Annotated in this window: 17 protein-coding genes and 1 pseudogene; 2 read left to right on the top strand and 16 right to left on the bottom strand. The window is 28.1% G+C overall.

The annotated features are described in order from the left end of the window. Nucleotides 1-8: 8 nt before the first annotated feature. The 12 genes from mviN to DIC82_08895 all read right to left on the bottom strand — a co-directional run bounded on the left by mviN (nucleotide 9) and on the right by DIC82_08895 (nucleotide 17,438). Entirely contained in the window at nucleotides 9-1,535 is a 1,527-nt protein-coding gene (mviN, locus tag DIC82_08950; GenBank protein AWK51135.1) for a murein biosynthesis integral membrane protein MurJ, read from the bottom strand. A 98-nt stretch (nucleotides 1,536-1,633) separates the two neighbouring features. Beyond that, nucleotides 1,634-2,359 carry a glycosyltransferase gene (locus DIC82_08945; protein AWK51134.1) on the bottom strand — a complete coding sequence of 242 codons (726 nt, stop codon included), beginning with the start codon at nucleotides 2,357-2,359 and terminating at the stop codon, nucleotides 1,634-1,636. 15 nt (nucleotides 2,360-2,374) lie between these two features. After that, nucleotides 2,375-3,475 (bottom strand): hypothetical protein, encoded by a 1,101-nt coding sequence (locus tag DIC82_08940; protein AWK51133.1) that lies wholly within the window; start codon nucleotides 3,473-3,475, stop codon nucleotides 2,375-2,377. Between the two features lie 244 nt (nucleotides 3,476-3,719). Then, a complete protein-coding gene (locus DIC82_08935; protein AWK51132.1) occupies nucleotides 3,720-5,447 on the bottom strand; it encodes a phosphoglucomutase in 1,728 nt (575 codons plus the stop codon). Nucleotides 5,448-5,696: 249 nt separating this feature from the next. Further along, entirely contained in the window at nucleotides 5,697-6,272 is a 576-nt protein-coding gene (locus DIC82_08930; GenBank protein AWK51131.1) for a 50S ribosomal protein L25, read from the bottom strand. A gap of 366 nt (nucleotides 6,273-6,638) precedes the next feature. Then, nucleotides 6,639-7,223 (bottom strand): 50S ribosomal protein L25, encoded by a 585-nt coding sequence (locus tag DIC82_08925; protein AWK51130.1) that lies wholly within the window; start codon nucleotides 7,221-7,223, stop codon nucleotides 6,639-6,641. A gap of 334 nt (nucleotides 7,224-7,557) precedes the next feature. Then, a complete protein-coding gene (locus tag DIC82_08920; protein ID AWK51129.1) occupies nucleotides 7,558-11,052 on the bottom strand; it encodes a chromosome segregation protein SMC in 3,495 nt (1,164 codons plus the stop codon). Beyond that, complete coding sequence (locus DIC82_08915) at nucleotides 11,033-12,256, bottom strand: exonuclease SbcCD subunit D (GenBank protein AWK51128.1); 1,224 nt, start codon at nucleotides 12,254-12,256, stop codon at nucleotides 11,033-11,035. The genes DIC82_08920 and DIC82_08915 overlap by 20 nt, the downstream gene beginning before the upstream one ends. A 152-nt stretch (nucleotides 12,257-12,408) precedes the next feature. Beyond that, complete coding sequence (gene xylA, locus DIC82_08910) at nucleotides 12,409-13,731, bottom strand: xylose isomerase (protein AWK51127.1); 1,323 nt, start codon at nucleotides 13,729-13,731, stop codon at nucleotides 12,409-12,411. 51 nt (nucleotides 13,732-13,782) lie between these two features. Beyond that, the gene (locus tag DIC82_08905) at nucleotides 13,783-14,811 is read right to left on the bottom strand and encodes a sugar ABC transporter substrate-binding protein (GenBank protein ID AWK51126.1); all 1,029 of its coding nucleotides are present in this window, start codon (nucleotides 14,809-14,811) and stop codon (nucleotides 13,783-13,785) included. 117 nt (nucleotides 14,812-14,928) lie between these two features. Next, nucleotides 14,929-15,945, bottom strand: coding sequence for an ABC transporter permease (locus DIC82_08900; GenBank protein AWK51125.1), 1,017 nt, complete (start codon nucleotides 15,943-15,945; stop codon nucleotides 14,929-14,931). Then, complete coding sequence (locus DIC82_08895; protein ID AWK51124.1) at nucleotides 15,942-17,438, bottom strand: D-xylose ABC transporter ATP-binding protein; 1,497 nt, start codon at nucleotides 17,436-17,438, stop codon at nucleotides 15,942-15,944. The genes DIC82_08900 and DIC82_08895 overlap by 4 nt, the downstream gene beginning before the upstream one ends. A gap of 626 nt (nucleotides 17,439-18,064) precedes the next feature. Between DIC82_08895 and DIC82_08890 the strand changes: the two genes are divergently transcribed. Further along, nucleotides 18,065-19,045: an alpha-N-arabinofuranosidase gene (locus DIC82_08890; GenBank protein AWK51123.1), complete on the top strand. Its 981-nt coding sequence runs from the start codon at nucleotides 18,065-18,067 to the stop codon at nucleotides 19,043-19,045. A gap of 267 nt (nucleotides 19,046-19,312) precedes the next feature. Here the strand turns inward: DIC82_08890 and DIC82_08885 are convergent, their stop codons facing one another. Further along, nucleotides 19,313-19,654, bottom strand: coding sequence for an alkylphosphonate utilization protein (locus DIC82_08885; protein ID AWK51122.1), 342 nt, complete (start codon nucleotides 19,652-19,654; stop codon nucleotides 19,313-19,315). 329 nt (nucleotides 19,655-19,983) lie between these two features. Here DIC82_08885 and DIC82_08880 point away from each other — a divergent pair, with 329 nt between their 5' ends. Further along, nucleotides 19,984-20,535 (top strand): NUDIX hydrolase, encoded by a 552-nt coding sequence (locus DIC82_08880; protein ID AWK51121.1) that lies wholly within the window; start codon nucleotides 19,984-19,986, stop codon nucleotides 20,533-20,535. 68 nt (nucleotides 20,536-20,603) lie between these two features. Here DIC82_08880 and DIC82_08875 read toward each other — a convergent pair. The 3 genes and pseudogenes from DIC82_08875 to DIC82_08865 form a co-directional block, all read right to left on the bottom strand. After that, nucleotides 20,604-20,687: pseudogene (locus DIC82_08875) on the bottom strand (NADH pyrophosphatase). Nucleotides 20,688-20,750: 63 nt separating this feature from the next. Continuing rightward, on the bottom strand, nucleotides 20,751-21,278 hold the full coding sequence (locus DIC82_08870; protein ID AWK51120.1) for a GNAT family N-acetyltransferase: 528 nt from the start codon (nucleotides 21,276-21,278) through the stop codon (nucleotides 20,751-20,753). Between the two features lie 184 nt (nucleotides 21,279-21,462). Then, on the bottom strand, nucleotides 21,463-21,807 hold the full coding sequence (locus tag DIC82_08865; protein AWK51119.1) for a hypothetical protein: 345 nt from the start codon (nucleotides 21,805-21,807) through the stop codon (nucleotides 21,463-21,465). Nucleotides 21,808-21,817: the final 10 nt, after the last annotated feature.

Here is a 21,817-nt window from a genome sequence, read left to right as displayed (position 1 = left end):
ATGTCCTCCTATCTTTTAATTTTCTTTAAAATCAAACTTTTTATTTCAATAATTTCTTCAATTTTAAATAGATAACATAATATAAAATATATAATACTTCCAATAATAGTTCCAAGTGATAAAAGAACTATTGAATTTAGTTTACTTCTTAAAAAAATTACTATAATTATAATTATCACTCCCATAATTATAGAATTTATTGTTATTATACCTATCTTTTTAATTATATCCTTTATTATAAAACCTTTTTCCAATTTAATTATACTTTTAAATAAAAGCATTGATGTCACTATCATAGCTATTGCTGAAGCTAATGCAACACCCATTATGCCTATATACTTTGATAAAATCACACTGAAAATTATATTAATTATAACACCTATAATTCCATTTATTGTAGTGGCTTTTGTTTTTCCCATAGAGAATAATGTTGAATTTAATATATCCCTTATTCCTGTAAAGAATATTCCCAAGCCATATCCAAGTAGAGCAAGAGTTGTAATATATACTGCATGTTCAGTAAATTTTCCTCTTTCATATACGATTTTAACTATATCCTTACCGAATATCATAACTCCAATAGTAATAGGAATTAATAATATAGCTAAATATAAAATAGCCTTTTTCAGTATATTTATAAAACCATCATTATCACCACTATGTCGCATATTAGCCATAAGTGGGTATACCACACTAGTAACTGAAGTTGTAATAATAGTATTAATAAAAAATATCAATTTTTGGGCATAATCCAATGCTGAAACTGATCCAACTTCTAAATATGAAGCAATATATTTATCTACTACCATATTTAATGAATTTGCTCCGGCTCCAATAATTACCGGAATTATTAATATCATAATTTCTTTCAATCTTTCATCTTTAAAGCTTATAAAGAATTTATATTCATATCCATGTTCCAACAATGATGGAACTTGAACAGCTACCCTAAAGAAATTCCCTATAACATTTGCAATTGTTAAACCAACAATGTCATAATTCTTAAATAATAATAAATATAATATCATAGGTAAATTGAAAAACAGCCCCAAAATAGATGGAACAACAAAATCTTCATTTACTTGTAATAATGATGTAAAACATGCATTAATTGATAAGAATAAAAGATTCAAAAGTGTAATTTTTAGTAATTTAATTGCAAGTAGTGATGTTTCTTCTGAAAATCCAAATATATTAACTATTTCTTTCGAGAAAATACTTGTTATCATAAAAAAAATCAATGATACAATAAAAAGTATGTTGATTACGTTATTGGCAAAACTATACATTTCTCTTTTGCCCTTTTTAGCTTTAACTTTGCTTAACATAGGTAAAAAAGCAGTTGATATTGCAAGTCCAACTAATGTAAATATTATCTCCGGTACAGATACAGCAATATTGTAAGCATCAGTATATATTCCTGCACCAAAGTTTTTTGCAATAAGCATATCACGAATAAATCCTAAAGCTCTACTTATTAAAGACACTATCATTATTATGAATGTAGATTTAATTAAACTGCTTCCTTTTTTCATTCTCTCCACCTATTTATTCCCATATATACTTTTCCTGATGTCTAGCAATTATAATATTTCTATATTTTTTTAAACTTTGAACTAAAAACTGCACGACCCTAAACATTATTGACTTTATCTTTACTCTTTAATACTAATAATAAAAATCTTGGTATAAAAACTAATCTTTTTATTCTAAAAGGCTCTTTCATAACTCTGTATAACCACTCTAACCCTAAGGATATCATCCATTTTGGTGCTCTTTTAAGTTCGCCTGCAAATATATCAAAAACACCACCTACTCCCATAAATATATGAATATTGGAAATATTTATAATTTTCCGTATAAATATTTCTTGTCTTGGAGAACCCATAGCCACAAAAATAGCCCAAGGCTCACACATTTTTATATCTTCAATTATATCATCACAGTTATTTAAATCAAAAAATCCATTATGAAATCCAGAAACTTTTAAATCAGGAAATTCAAGCTTAATATTTTCTACGCATTTTTTAAGAATTTCTTCTTTTGCTCCTAATAAATAAATTGATTTCGCTTCTAAATTTGCTTTAATTAAAACTTCTCTAACAACATCTATTCCAGCTATCTTCTCTTTAACTGGCTTTTTTAATAATTTTGTAGCAAGAACTGTTCCAACTCCATCCGGTATTATTATAGACGATTTATCATTAAAGTTTTCTTTAAGCATAGGATTATTTAATCCATTAAATAAAACCTCTGGATTTCCTGATATTATATTTACTTTATCAAGATCTTCTATATAATTCATTAAAGTTTTTTTATCTTTATTAAAGATATTAAAATCGAGTATTTTTGTAAACATATTATCTCCTAAAACTTATTTTATTGTTCTATTTAGCATTTGATCTATTTCTATTACTATTTCATCATCTGGAGCCAACTTTTTAGCAATATCTAAATTAAGTTTGGCTTGTTCTTTATCTCCTAAATTTATGTAACACATTACTATATTAGTACATATTTCTACTTCTTTAGATGCTTCAAAAGCCTTCCTAAAGTATTTTATTGCTTTTTCATAATCTCCAATAGATGCATAATTCATTCCAAGTTCATTAACAGTTTCAAGGCTTCCAGACTCAAGAGAAAGACTTTCTTCTAAGTAATGTATAGCTGTTTTATAATTTTCAATTTTTCTGTACCCAACACCTAAATAATAATAAACTAAAGGATTTTCTTTAAATTCTTCACATAATGGAAGTAATAATTCAATTGATTTCTTAGGTTCATCTTTTAAATAATCGATTGCTTTTTCAAAGTGACTTATATTGATAATATCAGTTCCTACTTGTTCAATTTGAGGTGTTTTTTTCCCACCCTTGTTTATATATTCGTTTATTTCTGCTTCTGCGCCTTTATAATCACCTTTATCTTTAAGTATTAATGCATTATAAAGATATGGTTCTGGAGATTTTTCAAATTTTTCTTTACATTCATCAATATCTTCTAATAAAATTTCCGCAAAACTCGAATCCTTTTCTCTTATGGTTTCTCCTACAGCCAATAACTTAGTTAAAATTTCTTCTTCCTTAGTATATCTATAAAGTCCTTTTAATAAAATATAAGCATCTTCTAATCTATTTTTCTTTATTCTATCTGCGATAAGACTCTTTACACATTCTTCAGAATCAGGAATATATGATAAAATTATTCCATAATCTTCATTGTATTTAATATTTTTATCCGCACCAAAAGTTATGAACATACCTTCAATAAAATAATATATTGGCAAATTACTTAGTTTTATTTCATTATTTGCATTAGCAGCAACATATTCAGCGCTTATAGGCATATACAAATCATCATTTTTTAATTTTACATTTTCAGGAATATTAATACTCTTTTTAAATCCATCCTTTTTCATTTCTAAAAATAATATTTTACTTAATTTATCTTTATACATTGTCTTATAATTACTCATTTTACACCTCGTTGGTTCAATTAACAGTTAACAATTAACAGTTAACAATTATTTGATAATTTTTTTATATAAATTTCAGTTCTTTTAGAACTGGGTTAACATTTAACACTAAACAACTACTAAATCAAACTTAAAGTTTCATTTTAAAATGATTTTAGCTTTTCTTTTTTAGTTGTTCACTGTTAATTGTTAATTGAGTAAAAATTGCTACCATCTAAAAGATGATAGCAATTTATATGGAAATTTAGTTTAACTTTGAGTTAATAATTTCCATTACTTTTTCTTTAAATTTTGCAATATCTTTATCTGCATTATCTAAACTACTACTCTTTACTGCTAAATAAATCTTCATCTTTGGTTCTGTTCCTGATGGTCTTACTACAAAATATGAACCATCCTCTAAGATGTACTTTAATACATTAGACTTAGGTAAGTCAATAGTCACTTTAGTGTTATTTACAGTATTTTCTTCAATGCTTAATTTATAATCTAATCTTGTAATAATTTTAACTTTATCAACTTCATTTATTGGATCATTTCTTAGTGCTTCTATACAAGCAGTTATTTTTTCTTGACCCTCTTTACCCTTTAATTCTAATGATACAAGATTTTCTTTAAAGTATCCATACTTTTCATATAATTCTATTAATGCATCATAGACACTCTTTCCTTGTTCTTTATAATAAAGACACATTTCACATACTAACATTGCAGCTATTACTGCATCTTTATCACGTACAAAGTTTCCTGCAAGGTATCCATAGCTTTCTTCAAATCCAAAAAGATAAGTTTTATTTCCTGCATCTTCAAATTCTCTGATTTTTTCACCGATATATTTGAATCCTGTTAATACATCCATAATTTCAATATTAAAATCTTCTGCTATACTTCTAGCACCTTCAGTTGTTACAATTGTTTTAATAACAACTCCATTTTGTGGTAACTTGTTAGTTTCTTTTAATGAGCTTAATACATAATGAGTTAAAAGTAATCCGGTTTGGTTACCAGTTAGAACTTTATATTCTCCATTACTATCCTTAGCAACGAGACCTATTCTATCACAATCTGGATCAGTTCCAAATATTATATCAGGATTTTCAGTTTTAGCCATCTTTACAGCTAGTTCAAATACATCTGGATTTTCTGGATTAGGATAAGATGCTGTTGGAAAATTTCCATCTGGAGCTTCTTGTTCCTTAACTACTTTAACATTACTATATCCTAATTGTTCTAATACACTTCTTACCGGAACATTTCCCGAACCATGAATTGGAGTATATATAACATTTAAGTTTTCAGCTTTTTCTTTAACTAAATCTGTTCTTATAGTCAATCCCTTAACTTTTTCATAATAAAGTTTGTCTAAATCTTCTCCAATATAAGTTAACAAACCTTTTTCTAAAGCAATTTTTTCATCTATATTCTTAATCTTTGAAAAATCATCTACTGCATTAACGCAATCAATAATTGTATTTGCTTTTTCATCTGTTACTTGTCCACCAAATTCATCATACACTTTATAACCATTATATATCTTAGGATTATGAGACGCAGTAACTACAATACCACCACTACACTTTAGTTCTCTTACTGTATAAGATAACACTGGTGTTGGTCTTAAACTTTCATATAAATATACCTTTATATTACTTGCACATAAAGTAAGGGCTGCCGCCTTAGCAAATTCCTTAGACATATTTCTTGAATCATATGCAATTGCAACTGACGGATCTTCAAAGTTATCATTTAAATAGTTTGCAAATCCTTGTGTAGCTTGAGCAACAGTATATACGTTCATTCTATTGCTTCCAGCACCTATTTCTCCTCGAAGTCCACCAGTACCAAAATCCAAGTCTTTATAAAATCTATCTTCAATTTCTTTATCGTCAGATATGTTCTTTAATTCGTTTTTTGTTGCCTCATTAATAATATCAGATTCAATCCACATGTTATACTTATCTTTGTAATTCATTTCATGTTACCCTCCCCATTTTTTCTCTATTCTATTATACAATATTTACTTATATTTAAAAATAGTTTTATAAATCTAATGTTTAACTTTTAAAATTATAACAAAATATGATGTACTACTTTATAATTTTTAATAAACGTTTGATAATCGTATTTAGTTTTTAAATAAAATAGTCTGAAATACTTACTCTCTCAGACTATTTAGTACTTATGTTATTAACACTATCAGATAGAATCCAATTCTTAGTGCTTACTCTTCTTTTGAATCTTCTGTTGCTATAAATTGACGTGTAACTACAGATGCAAATACAGTTGATAAATTATCTATAATAGAAATTTCACTTCCTACCTCTAAATCACTTAATTTATAAACACTGCCTAATTTTGCATTTGAAACATTAACATCTATGGACTTAGGTATATCTTGAGCTTTACAAGATATTTTTACTGAATCTTTCTGTGTTTGTATTACGATCCCCTTTTTACTTAAAAATTCTTTACCCTCAAGTTTAATTGGCACTTCTGTTTCTAGCATGCCATATCTACTTACTTCTTCTAAGTCTATATGCATTACTTTGTGCGATATTGGATCTTTTTGAACTTCTTTAATTACAGCGGTTCCATTATATCCATCCAAATCAAATCTTAAAACACCATGTTCTCCGGTTCTTGAAAGTTCTTCTACTAATTCCATTTCACCTATTTCAAACATTAAACTTCCTAATTTCTTACCATAAACAACCCCTGGAACTTTTCCTTCTCTTCTTTTTTGCTTAACTGCATTAGCAGTTTGATTTAATCTCTTATTTAAAATTAATTCATCCATTCTAAATCCTCCTTAAATTTGCTTCACAATCAACTAGTATTAGCTAACTATTTTATAATTGTTTCTCATTTAAGGAGATTTTATTCATATATGTTAAACAAACTTGACTGCACCATCCTTTAATTTACAATTAAAATTCTTTAGGGTACACTATGGTTAATTGAGTATGATAGCTTCAAGAAGAGAGTTCAAAAAACTAAGTCAATAGTGTCCACGGTAAAAAGATTTTGGTTGCACTTCGTGCCTTTTTATATGTACGTGTTTTTTATTGGTATATAATTTCTTTGTATGATAAAAAAATCATCCTTATTAATGTGCCTCAACTCATTAAAAGAATGATTTTTCATACTATTTTAAACTATGATATTATTTAGTTTCTTCTGTTTCAGCTTCTACATCTTCTTTTTGATCTTCGCTTATTGAACCTATGACAGTTGATAAATCATCTACAAATGAAACATCTTTGCCAAGCTCTAAATCATTAAATGTATAAACAGTTCCTGCGGTTGCATTTGAGACATCTAACTCAACATCTTTTGGTAGATTTGCTGCGATGCAAGTTACCTTAACTAAATCTCTTTGAGTTTGCAACAATAATCCTTTGCTTTCTAAAATTCCTTTACCAATAATTTTAATTGAAATTTCAGTGTGCATCTTAGCATTAGCTGCTATTTCTTCTAAATCAATATGGATTACTTTATTTCCCAATGAGTTTTTTTGTACTTCCTTAATTACAGCAGTACCCTTCTTCTTACCATCAAGATTAAAATTTAATACTCCATGTTCACCACTAACTGAAAGTTCTTTTGCTAATGCTAGTGAATCTACATAAAAAAGTTCATTTCCTATTTTTTTACCATAGATTACTCCAGGAATCTTACCTTGTTTCCTTTCTTGTCTAGCACTATGACCAATTGTGTTTATTCTTTTATTTAAATTTAATTCCTCCATTATGAACATCTCCTAAAATTAATTTTTAAATTATTTAACTTTTTATTATTTAAGAGTATTTGTTCACGTGGGAATAAAATAAGTAGGCCTCTTACATTTATAAGGTCTAATAGTTTTGCTAATATTGTTTTTATCTGAAGAATTGTGAAAAGATAAAATCAAATTAGACTTTCAATTAAACATTTATCTCGCCTCTAATTTATTAAATTTTTTATTTACTATAGTTGTTACTACTATATTATATCACGTTATAGTAATATTGCATAAAATTTTATTCACTTATGGCATATAAATCGGTTATTTGTGTAGTTATTGCATGCCTGTTCCTCTTGTTTTAGCTTCTCTCAATTTTAACTTTACTTCCACCTTTGCCACATTCTGCTGGTGTAATTATGAGTTTTACTGGCACTCTATTTTTTATAGATTCCACATGACTTATAATTCCTACTTTTAATTTCTCATTATGAATTCTTTCTAAAGAACTAATAACAACTTCAAGGAGATCATCATCTAAAGTTCCAAAACCTTCATCAAGGAAAAATAATTCTAGCGGGGCTGTCCCTTTTAGTTGAATTTGAGATGATAGGGCTAAAGCCAGTGAAAGTGACGCTAAAAAGGTTTCTCCTCCTGATAGTGTTGTTGCATCTCTTTTAGCTCCACCATTTTTATAATCTCTAATAATAAATCTACCATTTTCATCAACTTCTAATCCATAATTTCCATTAGTTATTTCTTTCAATCTTTTCGATGCTTCAATAGATACATATTTCAGCTTATTTGTTGCTACAAATTCAACAAATTTCTTTCCCTTAAATAATTTATCCAAATCACTTAATAACGCTAGTTTATGTTCCAATTTTTTCTTTTTTTCTAAAAGACCCTTTTGCTCTTCTAGCTTTGACTTTATATTCTTTAATTCTTCATCAACTTTAATTTTATTTTCATTTACTTCATTAAATTCTTTTTCTTTTTTATTCTTTAATGATTTTGTTTCCTCATAATTTTCTTTTGTTAACTCTTTACCCTCTATTTTTTTTAATAAACTTTCAATTGTTCCACTTATTCTTGCTAAATTGTTATTATAGTTATCTACTTTTTCTTTGTACTTATTGATTTCATCTTTTTCAATTATATTTTTTTTAACCTCTTCTAATGACTTAAAACCTTCACTGTCAATGGCTACTTCTAATTGTACTTCTTCATCTTTTTTTCTCTTGCTTAAGTCTTTGTCTTTACCAATTGCAGCTATTAGTTTTTCATTATAATCTGTAAATTCTTTTTCTATTATATTTTTCTTATTCTCAGCACAGTTGAAATAGAAGTGTATATCTTTTATGTTTTTTTGAACTTTATTAAGCAATGAATCCAAATCATTTTCATCATTAACTTTATTTCTTATTGATTGAAGCTTTTCGTCTTTATTTTTTTCGTATCCAGCTAAATCTGCATTATCAGTAGCTAATTTTTCTTTTATAGACGTTAATTCAATATTTAATTTATCTTTTTGTGTTTCTAAACTTTCAACTAAATTTCTATTTTGCTTAAATATTTTAGATATCTTTTCTCTTTCTTTTTCAATTGTTTTAATTTCTTCATTCTTTTTATTGAAATCATCTACTTTGGTTTCTGATTTTAATAAACTTAGGATATTTTTTAATTTATTTAAATCTTCTGTATTAGCTTTAATATTATCTTCTAATTCTTTTAATTGTCTTCTATTAGTTGTAACGACAGCTCGTAGTGCTTTTATTTCTCCATCTTTAGTATTTATTTCAGTTTTTAAGTTATTGATATTTTTTTCTAATTTCTGTTTATCTTTATCATATTTATCTAAAGCATTTTGTAAATTCGTAAATTCAGCTTTCAATTTTTCTATTGGTTTTTCTTTAAATTCAGTTCCTAATTTCTCTATTTCTACTTCATTCACTTTTATCTTTTCATTAAAATTAGTAACTTTCGTTTCATTTTGAATAACTTTATTATTAATATCTTTTATTAATTCTTCTTTATCTTTTATTTCTTCCTCTATAACTTTTGAATCTGATATCTCTACAATTTTTATATTTTCTTTAATATAATGAGTAGAACCACATACTGGGCATGTATCACCATCATTAAGCTCTTTTCTAAGGATATGTGCTAAATTTTCTCTTATAATTTCTTTTTGTTTATTTTTAATTTCTTCTAATTCTTCTTCTTGTTTTTTTCCTTCATTTTTTTTATTTATGATTTCAATATTCAAAGATTTTATTTCATCTTTAGACTCTTTTATCTCATAATTTAATTTCTCATAACTCTTCCACTTTTGATTATTTTCAACTATCAATTGATTTAAATTCACTAAATCTTTTTGCTCTCCCGGTGAATTTTCAAGTAAATAATCATATTGCTTTTCATTCTCTTCTAAATCCTTATTTAATTTTTCTATTATATCTTTTAATGCTGTGCCTTTAAGTATAGTTTCATCATTTTCTTTTTTAAGAGAGGTTTCCTTCTCTTTGTCTTTAGTAATAATTACTTTTATATCTCCTGCTTTGTCTTCTGCAATTATTCCTTGTTGAACCTTTTCTTTAACATTTTCATCAATTTTTAAATCATCATATGTTTTTTCATCTTCTTTAATTTCTTTATTTTTCTTTTTTATTTCTGCATCTATGTTAATTAGTTCCCTTTGGAATTTTTTACTCTTAGCCTCAAGTTCTTTAACTTCTGATATTAATCTATTTATTTTATTTTGTATAACATCTATTAATTTTTTTTCTTCAATAGCATCTTTAACCTTTTGTTCATCTATATTTAACTTAGGAAGTTTATTATCCTTGTTGTCCTTTGCTGTAATCCATAGCTTTTCTATTTTTTCTTTTTCTTCTTTAACCTTATCTATTGCTGATTTTAATTTGTTTAATTCAATTTCATTTTTATTAAATTCTTTTATAGTATTTTCAAATGTATTTATATAAGGTACAACCTTTGCACCTGATTCCCCTAGCTTTATTTTTTCTTTATCTTTATTTATCTCTTCTTCTTTTTCCTTAAAGATTTTTTCTTTATCTTTGTATTCTAATAATTCTAGTTGCAATTTCCAGATTTCTTCATTTTGATTATAATTTTTTTCAATTATTTCTAATTCACTTTTTAAAATTTCTAAGTTATTATTGATTCCTTCAAATATTTCTTCTTTTTCTTTTAATTTATCTTCACTTATATGGTCGTATCCACTTAATTGTCCAATTAAAACATTATTGTCAGTTTTCTCCTTACTGATTTTTGAATTTAGCTTTCTAGATAAGTTATCTCCATATTGTTGAAGATTAAATAATCTTTCAAGCATATCTCGTCTGTCCTTACCCTCAAGCTTTAAAAACTCACTGAATTTTCCTTGCGGCAGTACAACAGTTCTTGTAAAGTCTTCTAAATTAAGACCTATTATCTCTTCAACTTTTTTATTTATGGTTTTAACCCCATCTGCTAAAACTTCTTCATCTTCTAGATTTGTGATATCAACTATTTTGCACTTTCCAGAATTTATTGTTCCATCCTTTTTTCTTTTAAATTCTCTATCTATAGCATATCTTTTAATTTCAGCTCCTGATATCTGAAATTCAAAGTTTACATTTAATCTATCACAATTGGTATTTATATAATTAGAACTTTTTCTTGATACATTTCCATACAGTGCTAAAGTTATTCCATCTAATATCGTTGATTTTCCACTCCCTGTAGGACCAAAGATACCAAAAAATCCTCTATCAGTTAATTTGTCAAAGTCTATGGTTTGTTCTTCTATAAAGCTGTTTAGACCTTTAATTTTAAGCTTGATTGGTTTCATCTATTTCACCTTCTTCACTAATAATTGATAGAAGTAACTCTACAACCTCTTCTTCAGGCATAGTTTCTCTTTCTTTTGCATAAAAATCTTTAAATATATCTTCAAAGGACTTATCACTCAAATCTATAGCAATTTCTTCTTCTACGCCCTTGACTTTAGGAATTATTTCTAAAATATCCTTCTTCAAATCTTTCATTTGTTTTATTTCATCTTCTCTTATATATCTATCTGTATTAATCTCTAAATAAACCCAACAATTTCTTTCACTATTTTCATCACATTTTAAAATAGCCTCTTCAATGCTAGAACATTTCCAAACCTCAATAGGCTTATAAACCTTTAAGTTTATTTCTTCTATATTACATTCTTCATTTGCTTTAGCATCAACTATAAAACATTTCTTATTAAAATTGATTTCCTTTTTATTATAATGAATAGGTGAACCGCAATATCTAGCTTTCTTATTTGTACCAGGTACTATCTGTGGCTTATGTACATGTCCTAAAGCTACGTACTGTGCTTCTTGTGGAAAACAGCTACCATCAACTATATAAGTACCACCTAATTGAATACTTCTTTCTGATCCACTTTCTTCACTTCCCATAGCAAATAAATGGGATATAGCCAAATTAATAGTATCTTCTCTATAATGGGTTTTTAATGAATCAAATAAAGAAAATATTCTATCACTATATGATTTAGCTTTTTCGTCTTCATCATCCATACCATTATAAATCACTTCATTTAATCTTTTTTCACTTGGGTAAGGTACAGTTAAAATAACTGCTCTTTCATTATTCATTTCAATTTCAATGAACCCCTCCCCTGAATCCAAAACTTTATGATTTCCATATTCTCCACAAGACACAACAGTCTTTGGAGTTCCAACCATAATAATCCCATGATCACGAGCAAGTGGTCCTGCTGCAACCAGTCTATCTGGATTATCATGATTCCCTGAAATGACTAAAGTAAGCCTCTCCCCATTTCCTGATAATCTTTTAAGCGTATCATAAAACATTTTTTCAGCCCTTGCTGGAGGATTTGAACTATCATAAACATCCCCTGCAATCATAATTAAATCTATATTATTTTCTTCAACAATATTTATAAAATCATTTAAGAATTCTTCTTGCTCATCCATTCTGCTTTGGCCTTCTAAATTTTTACCTAAATGCCAATCGCCTGTATGTAATATTCTCAAACTTAATTCCTCCCTAAGTTTTTATATTCTCCCAATTTATACTCCTATTATAGCCTAATTAAATATAAACTTACCAATAAAAAAAGCCCAAATTATCATATTTTTGATAATTTGGGCTCTTATATAATATCTTTTAAGTAAGTTATATATTTTTATTTATCTTCAAGTATATATTGATTAATTATAGATTCAAGCAACTCTTGTCTTCCAGATTTATTAACTATAGCACTATTATTTAATGCATATTGTTCTAACTCTTTAAGTCCAACTTTATTTTCAACTATATCCTTACCTATACCTTCTGTAAAACTTGAATATCTTTCATTAATAAAGTTTTCTAAATCACCATTTTGTAAAAGCTTATGTGCTATTCTTATACCTTTAGCAAACGTATCCATTCCAGCTATGTATCCTAAGAATAAGTCTTCTTTTTCAAATGATGCTCTTCTAACTTTAGAATCAAAATTTACTCCACCTGGTGCAATTCCTCCATTTTTAAGTATTTCATACATAGCCATAGTAGAATCGTATAGATTTGTAGGAAACTGATCTGTATCCCAACCAAGCATTGGATCTCCTTGGTTAGCATCTATACTTCCTAAGAAATTATTAATTCTTGCAAAATAAAGTTCATGTTGAAATGTATGCTGTGCTAAGGTAGCATGGTTAGCTTCAATATTTACTTTAAAATATTTATCAAGATTATACTTTTTAAGGAATCCTAAAACTGTTGCTGTATCAAAATCATATTGATGCTTTGTTGGTTCTTTTGGTTTCGGTTCTATAAGAAATTGTCCTGTAAATCCTATTTCTTTAGCATAATCAACGGCCATTTGGAGTAATCTCGCGAAGTTATCCAATTCCAATCCCATATTAGTATTTAATAATGTTTCATAGCCTTCACGTCCACCCCAAAAAACATAGTTTTCTCCACCTAACTCTTTTGTTACTTCAATAGCTTTTTTAATTTGTGCTGCTGCATGAGCAAATACATCTGCATTACATGTAGTTCCTGCGCCATGGACATACCTTGGATGATTAAAACAATTTGCTGTTCCCCATAAAAGCTTTTTGTTATATTTCTCCATTAAAGTCTTACACATCTTAACTATATCATCTAGGTTTTTATTAGATTCCTGTAATGTTTTGCCTTCAGGTGCTATATCTCTATCATGAAAACAGAAGTATTCTATATTTAGTTTTTCCATAAGTTCAAAAGATGCTTCCATTCTAGCTTTAGCTAAATCCATTTCATTTGTTTCATTATCCCATGGACGAATCATAGTTCCAGCTCCAAACGGATCTGATCCACTGGCATCCAACGTATGCCAATAAGATAAAGAAAATCTTAAATGCTCTTTCATTGTCTTATCGCCAATTACTTCATCTGGATTATAATATTTGAATGAATATGGATTTTTAGAACTTGCCCCCTCATAATTTATTTTTGAAATATTCTCAAAATATTCTTTCATACATTACACTCCTTTATATTTTTTATTTTCATCCATTTGATTAGAAATTTATTATTTTGTTTCAGTGGTAAATTGTTTTTGTTTTTCTTTTCCATATTCAACAATTTTATCTGCAGTTATCCATTGAACTGGTACTGGATAAACATCATCTACTTTTTCACCTTTTATTTTCTTATCTATTGTATCTATTATTGTTTTTCCAATTGCATATGAGTCTTGGTCAACAATACCTGATATTAGATTATTACTTATACCATTTTCCCAAGTTGGAGTATAGTCAAAACCAAAGTGATATATGCTTCCAGCTTTACCTTGAGATTTTATAGCTTCCATTACACCTGTATCTGGACCTTCTGATCCTAATGAGAATACAGCTACCATATCTGGATTTGAAGTTATTTGACCTTCTAATTGTCTCTTTGATTCTGCTGATTGATCATTATCTTGAATTGGTTCTAACCATTGGAAATTTGCAGCATCTGATCCCATGATTTTTTCAAAACCAGTTTTTATTCCTTCTTGTCTATATGTCATCGTTGTTTGAGTTAAGTTTACAGCTGCTAATGCTATTTTACCTTTTGTAATACCTTTTTCTTTTAAAGCTTTAGCACCATTTTCTCCAAGTTGTTCTCCGGCTAACTTATTATCTGTTCCTATATAAGATGTTCTATTTTCTTTTGTTTTTACATCTGCATCAAAAGTTACTACTGGAATTCCTTTATCGTTTGCTTCTTTAACCTTCTTATCAAACATATCTGGATCCATTGGAGCAATTGCTATTCCAGCCGCTTTATTTTTTATAGCTTCATCTAGAAAACCTATATGCTTTTCATTCTTTTGTGTTTCATTTGGTGGTGATGTTTTAACTACTAACTCATATCCTAATGCCTTAGCCTCATCCTCGGCTGCTTTTTTCATAGGAGACCAGTAAGCTCCTGTATCAACTATTGGGATAAAATAAATAGTCTTACTTTTTTCTTCAGTTTTTCCTGTATCTCCGGTTTGAGTCTTTGTTCCGCATCCTACTAAACTACTAGCAATAACTACTGTTGACAAAAATGCAATAATCTTTTTCTTCATAAAAATTAATCTCCTTTCATTGTTTTAAATTTATTTATTATTTTTATATTGTTTATTTAGTAAATTCTTATACTTCTTGTTGAAAAAATTAACTTGATTATGTATAAAAATTTTTAACTAACCTTTTTTATTAAATAAACTTCCTTTTCTATAGAAATCTACAACTATTGCAAGTATTATAACTGCTCCAGTTACAGCTTGTTGTAAGAATGAGTTGATTCCGAGGATTGCGAGTCCGCTTTGGAACACTTGTATAGTAAATATTCCAACCATAGCTCCTCCTACAGTTCCTACTCCGCCACCAAATTGGACTCCACCCATAATTGCACCTGCCAATGCAAATAAGTCTGGTCCACTTACTTCGCTTGGTGCACCTACATTAATGCTAGACATTAGTAATATACCCGCAATTGAAGCTAAAACACCTTCAATTGCATATACTTTTATAATATGCTTATTTACATTTATTCCGGATAACCTACCTGCTTCTTTATTTGATCCGACCACATAACAATATCTGCCGAATCGTGTATTTTTCATTAAATAGGCGATAATAATAATTATTATGAAGAATATTACAGTATTAGTATGTATTATTGATATTCCAACTTCTATGTTAGAAAGATTGTAAAACCAGTCTGGAACGCCTTTAATATAAATTCCATTTGTGAAGAATAGTATTAATCCTCTTACTAGGTAAGTAGTACCCATAGTAAGTATAAAAGATTCTAGCTTAAATTTTGTAATCAATATTCCATTGAATAATCCCCAAAATCCTCCTGCTACTAAACCTCCGGCAATAGCAATTGGTGCATTGAGTCCCTTTACCGCTAAATACGCTACTGTACATCCTGAGAAAGCAGCTATTGCACCTATGGAAAGGTCAACGCCTCCAGTTACTAGTACCATGGTAAGAGCAACCGTCAAGATTCCTACTGTAGGAATTTGTCTAAAAAAGTTTGAAGCATTCGCAACTCCTAAAAAATCTGGACTTACTATCGAAAATGTTATAATAAGCACAACTAGCACAAGGTAAATTGAATATTTTAGAAATAAGTTTCTAAAATTAGATCCTTCCGCTTTTGCCTTCATACTTTCTTCTTGCATAACTTTATTATTGATTATATCCTTCATCTTTCATTAATACCTCCAAGCGTAGCTAATTTCATAATCTTTTCTTGTGTCGCATCTTCTCTACTAAGTTCTCCTGTCATTCTTCCTTCACACATAACATATATTCTATCGGACATACCTAATAATTCTGGTAATTCAGAAGAAACCATAATAACTACTTTGCCTTTTCTAACTAAATCATTCATTATATGATATATCTCTGCTTTAGTACCTACATCTATTCCTTTAGTTGGTTCATCAAAAATGAATATATTAGAATCTGTATTTAACCACTTGGCTAGTATCAATTTTTGTTGATTTCCACCTGATAATGTTCCTGTCATAACATCAAGACTTGATGTTTTGATTTGAAGTGCTTGCCTAAATCTTTCCCCCGTTTCTCTTAAATTCTTATGATTTAAAATAAAATCCTTTAAATTAGTTAACGTTATATTATCAAGCACACTCATTACCAGTGATAAACCTTGATTTTTCCTATCTTCTGTCAAAAGGCACATTCCATTATTAATTGCATCTATAGGTGAGTTAATCTTTACTTCTTTTCCATTTATTATAATTTTTCCTTTACTAATTTTATCAGCTCCAAAAATAAGTCTCATAAGTTCCGTTCTTCCTGAACCAACTAAACCAGCTATACCTAAAATTTCACCCTTTCTTGCTTTTAAACTAACATTTTTAACTCTACCATCATAATCACTAAGAGCTTCAACTTCTAAAACATATTCCTTAGGTTCAAAAACTTCCTTAGGAAATAATTCAGTTAAATCTCTTCCTACCATCATATTTATAAGCTTTTCTTGACTTATTCCTTCTAAATCGCAACTTTCTATATAAGTACCATCTCTTAAAACAGTAGCTCTATCGCAAATATCAAAAACTTCTTTTAATCTATGTGATATATATACTACTGATACGCCTTCTTTCTTTAAGGTTTTTATAACTTTAAAAAGGTTTTCAACATCCTTCTGAGATAAAGATGTTGTTGGTTCATCAAAAATAATGATTTTTGCATTTAGACTTATTGCTTTTGCTATTTCTACCATTTGTTTTTTTGCGGTTGGTAATTGCATAACTAAGTCAGTAGATTTTATATTGATTTCCAACCTTTGGATTATAGAATCTGTATCTTCATATAACTTTTTATAGTCAACAATACCTAATGATTTGTTTTTATATGGAAGCCTTCCCATATAAACATTTTCTGCCACTGTCAATGTTTCTGCTAAATTTAGTTCTTGATGAACAAATCCGATGCCTAACTGTGCAGCTTTAGTAGGATCAATAACTCCACAATCAACCCCTTCAACAAATATTTGTCCTTCATCTTGTGTATGAACTCCTCCAAGTATTTTCATTAAAGTTGATTTTCCAGCACCGTTTTCTCCTAATAAAGCATGTACTTCACCTTTTTTAATTTCCAATTGTACTCCTTTAAGTGCATAAACTCCTGGAAATCTTTTATGTATATTCTTCATTTCTAATAAATTACTCAAGTTCTACCACCTTATCTTTCAGCTAATCGATTTCATGAATTATTTTAGTTTATCCTATAACTTTTATCTTTATTAATTGATTCCTATTAAGTACAAATATATCGTTAGATAATCAAATCATACTAGCTTATATTTTTTTCGAGATTTTCAGAGTGAAATATTGTATCTACTAAAGCTGAAAGTTTAGTAGATACAATATCCTACTTCCGAAACAATTATTGGTACAAATAGTTAGTTTCGCACATAATTGTGCGATAACGGAATAAGTTTTAATTCAACTATTTCCAAATTAGGACTAGTGACTTAATATTTTTCTATTTAGTGCACAAACCTAGTCTCTTTATTTAATTTTTTTGATATCAATATATTAACCATTATCATAAATTATAATCTATGATAACTCTACCAATAATGGCATATATAAACCAACTATAGGTTTTATTTATTTATAAATATTATAGTTATTTCTACACAAACTAAATCTAATTTAATTGCTAAACCAAGCTGTTGCTTTTAGCGATTTATTTCTATAATGCATGAATCAAGTAATTTAGCTTGATTATTATTTTAATAAATATATAGTCAATTATATATTTATTAAAATAAATTAATTAGGAGAGAATGATATGAAAAACATTGCAAAACCAAACGAACCTTTAGTAACTAATATTTATACTGCAGATCCTTCTGCTCACGTATTCGAAGGTAAAATTTATATTTACCCTTCTCATGATCTTGATCAAGTTCAGGTTTCAAACGATAACGGTGACCAATATAACATGAAGGATTATCACATTTTATCTCTTGATGATATGAATTCACATTGTGTTGATAATGGTGAAGCACTTCACTTAAGAGATATCCCATGGGCAAGTAAGCAATTATGGGCTCCAGATGCTGCTTATAAAAATAATAAATACTACTTATTTTTTCCAGCAAGAGATAAAGATGATATCTTTAGACTTGGAGTAGCTACTAGTTCAAATCCTGCTGGCCCATTCAAAGCTCAAGAAAATTATATCCCTGGCAGCTATAGCATTGATCCAGCTGTATTAGTGGATGATGATAATAGATCATATGTTTATTTTGGTGGTCTTTGGGGAGGACAATTAGAAAAATGGCAAACTGGTACTTTTATTCCTGATGCTGAAGGTCCAGCGCTAACTGAACCTGCTATAGGACCAAGAGTAGCTGAATTAAATGATGATATGCTTACTTTTAAGGAGAATCCTGAAGAAATATTAATTGTTGATGAGGATGGAAATCCTATACTTGCTGGTGATGAAGATAGAAGATATTTTGAAGGTCCATGGGTTCATAAGTACAATGAATATTATTATCTTTCATATTCTACTGGTAGTACTCATTATATTGTATATGCTATGAGTAAAAATCCAAAAGGTCCTTATACTTTTAAAGGTAAAATACTTAATCCAGTAATAGGTTGGACTACTCATCATTCAATTGTTCAATTCCAAGATAAATGGTACCTATTCTATCATGATAGTTCTTTATCAGGTGGAGCTGACAACAAACGTTGCGTGAAATACACTGAACTAAGATATAATGATTATGGCACTATTCAAGCAGTAGAATTACCTGAATAATTTAAGTCATAATAAAAAAATGTATTCTAAAAGGCAGAGATAGCTGAAAAAAAGCTTCTCTGCCTTTTATTTTATCTATAATTACTGTGTTTTAATATATAGACTAACTTTGCTATGAAAATTCAATAGAAATGCCTTACTATGAATATCATGGATAGAAAGTGTGTGTAAAATAGTCCGTGCAAACTTTATAAATATAATATAATAACTTATCAAATAAAGTGAGCACAGACTATATCTTTATCTTTAGTTCAACTGAAACTCCATTTATACTTTTTTAACAAATTCAGATTTTAATTGCATAGCTCCAAATCCATCGATTTTACAATCAATATCATGATCTCCATCTACTAGACGTATATTTTTTACTTTTGTCCCTATTTTTATTGCTGATGAACTTCCTTTTACCTTAAGGTCTTTGATTACAGCTACAGTATCACCATCATTTAATATATTTCCATTTGCATCTTTAATAACCTTTTTATCTTCACTGTTGTCAGTTTCTAATTCTAAAGTCCATTCATAAGCACATTCTGGGCAAACAAAAAGACCTCTATCTTCGTAAGTATATTCTGAATTACATTTTGGACATTTCGGTAAATCCAACATATTTTCATTTCCTCCATTCGTTATTGTTAAAAAATTATTTTTAAATCCATTTTTACAACTTCGTAAGAATAGCAATCACGAACTTAAAAATTTTAAAAACATATAAGGAGCTCCTTATATGCTTATATATACTATCATAGTATTCTTATATTGACAAACCTTCATCCAAGCTCTATTTAAACTTCCTTTTTTAAGAAAAACATTAACTATCCAATATTGTGAACATCGTAAATAAGTTTCTTATAAAATATTTCAAAGTTATGTTATATTAATTATAAGTAAATAATAATTACATGTTGAAATTTTTTATAGTGAAAGTGAGATAAGATATGAATTGGATTGATTCAATAAAAAATTATATTCCTTCCAATGAACAAGAAGAAAATGATAAAGAAATAATACTACGATGCTTTAATATGTTTGATGATATTCTGTCACGAGATAATAATATTATGCATATTACAAGTTCTGCTTTTATAGTAAATAAAAATAGAACTAAAGTTTTAATGGTACATCATAATATATATAATTCATGGTGTTGGACAGGAGGACATGCTGATGGCGAAGAAAATTTATTGCTCGTTGCAATTAACGAAGCACAAGAAGAAACTGGAGTAAAAAACATTTTTCCTGTTAGCAATGATATTTTATCATTAGATATTTTACCTGTGTTTGCACATATAAAAAAAGGAAAGTATATTTCTTCACATTTGCATCTATCAGTTGCTTATTTAATTGAAGCAGATGATATGGACCCACTTATTGTTAAACCTGATGAAAATAGTGATGTTAAATGGATATCAATAGATGAAATAGATCTGTATTCTAATGAACCTCATATGATGAAAATATATAATAAAATATTATCTAAAATCAAATAATTTATATTAAAATAAAATGAGGGCACTTGTTCAGTGCCTTCGCCTTAGCTTCTGCTATTTTTTTAATCATGTTTTTTATTTTCTGTTTTAGAACCACATTTACCACAAAACCTGTGAGTATTATCCCAATTTAATATTTGATTAGCTCTGCCTGCTATCAAAAATAATTAATTTTAATTTGGATAAATAAGTGTCTACAATAAAAATTCAATTAATTATATCTTATAAACTTTATTATATACTATATTTTTAAAATTAATAAAATCATTTTCTTCAGCTATTATAGGATAACTCATAATCTTAAGTGGCAAAAACCCATGTTGTTTTTGCATAGGTGGCTGTAAATACTCAAAGTTATTTAAATGAAACCCTAAACGTTTATAAAATTCAATTCTACGCAAAGAAACATCATTTTCTGGGAACTCAACTTCTAAGAATATAGGCTTATTAGATTTATTTAAATAAGCCTGTAACATTGATGTACCTATACCATTGCCCCTTATTTTACCCTCTACAGCAAAATGTTCAATATAATTAAAATCATCAAATTCCCAACTTGCTATAAAAGCAGTTATATTATCATTTTCATCCTTGTCTACAATAATATTATATAACTCTTCACAGAGAAGCTTCTTCGCATCTTCATAACTTCGCCTTTCCACACTAGGAAATGCTTCTTCCATTAAATTGAAAAAACTATCAAAATAAGAATATTGAAATTTGCCCAAATTTTGATTATCCATTTTTCCACCCCATTATATTGGCATATATTATAGATATACCCCAATTTTAAGTTGCTTATATAATTTAAATTATAACTATAAATAAAGGTCATGCTTTTGGGTAAGTAGACTAGGGAGTCACTTCCCTAGCCCCTCTCAGAACCGTACGTGCGGATTTCCCGCATACGGCTCCCCATATTATAATTCACAGAATATATGTAATATCTTCTTTCAATTCGAATATATTAACATATAGTTGGGCTTTAGGCACCTTAAAATATTTAAACATTTTATCGAAACCAGTACAGTTATAACTTCTTTTCTGACTTCTTCTGTTTAACCATTTAAAAGTTAATCTTCTTACTAAATATCTGAATTTGTATAAATTCAGAATATTATCAGTAATTCCGTAGTACCTGAAATATCCTACCATTTTCTGTTTTAGTTTCTCCATCAAATCTGTAAGCGGTAATATTCTATTCTTCTTTAACCATTCACCTAATCTCTTAACACTTGCTCTAAATTTCTTCGAACTAGTCTTTCGTTTCACTCTAAATCTT

This window comes from Clostridium beijerinckii (assembly GCA_003129525.1).
GTDB lineage: Bacteria > Bacillota > Clostridia > Clostridiales > Clostridiaceae > Clostridium > Clostridium beijerinckii_D.
This window is presented reverse-complemented; position numbering and strand designations above follow the sequence as displayed.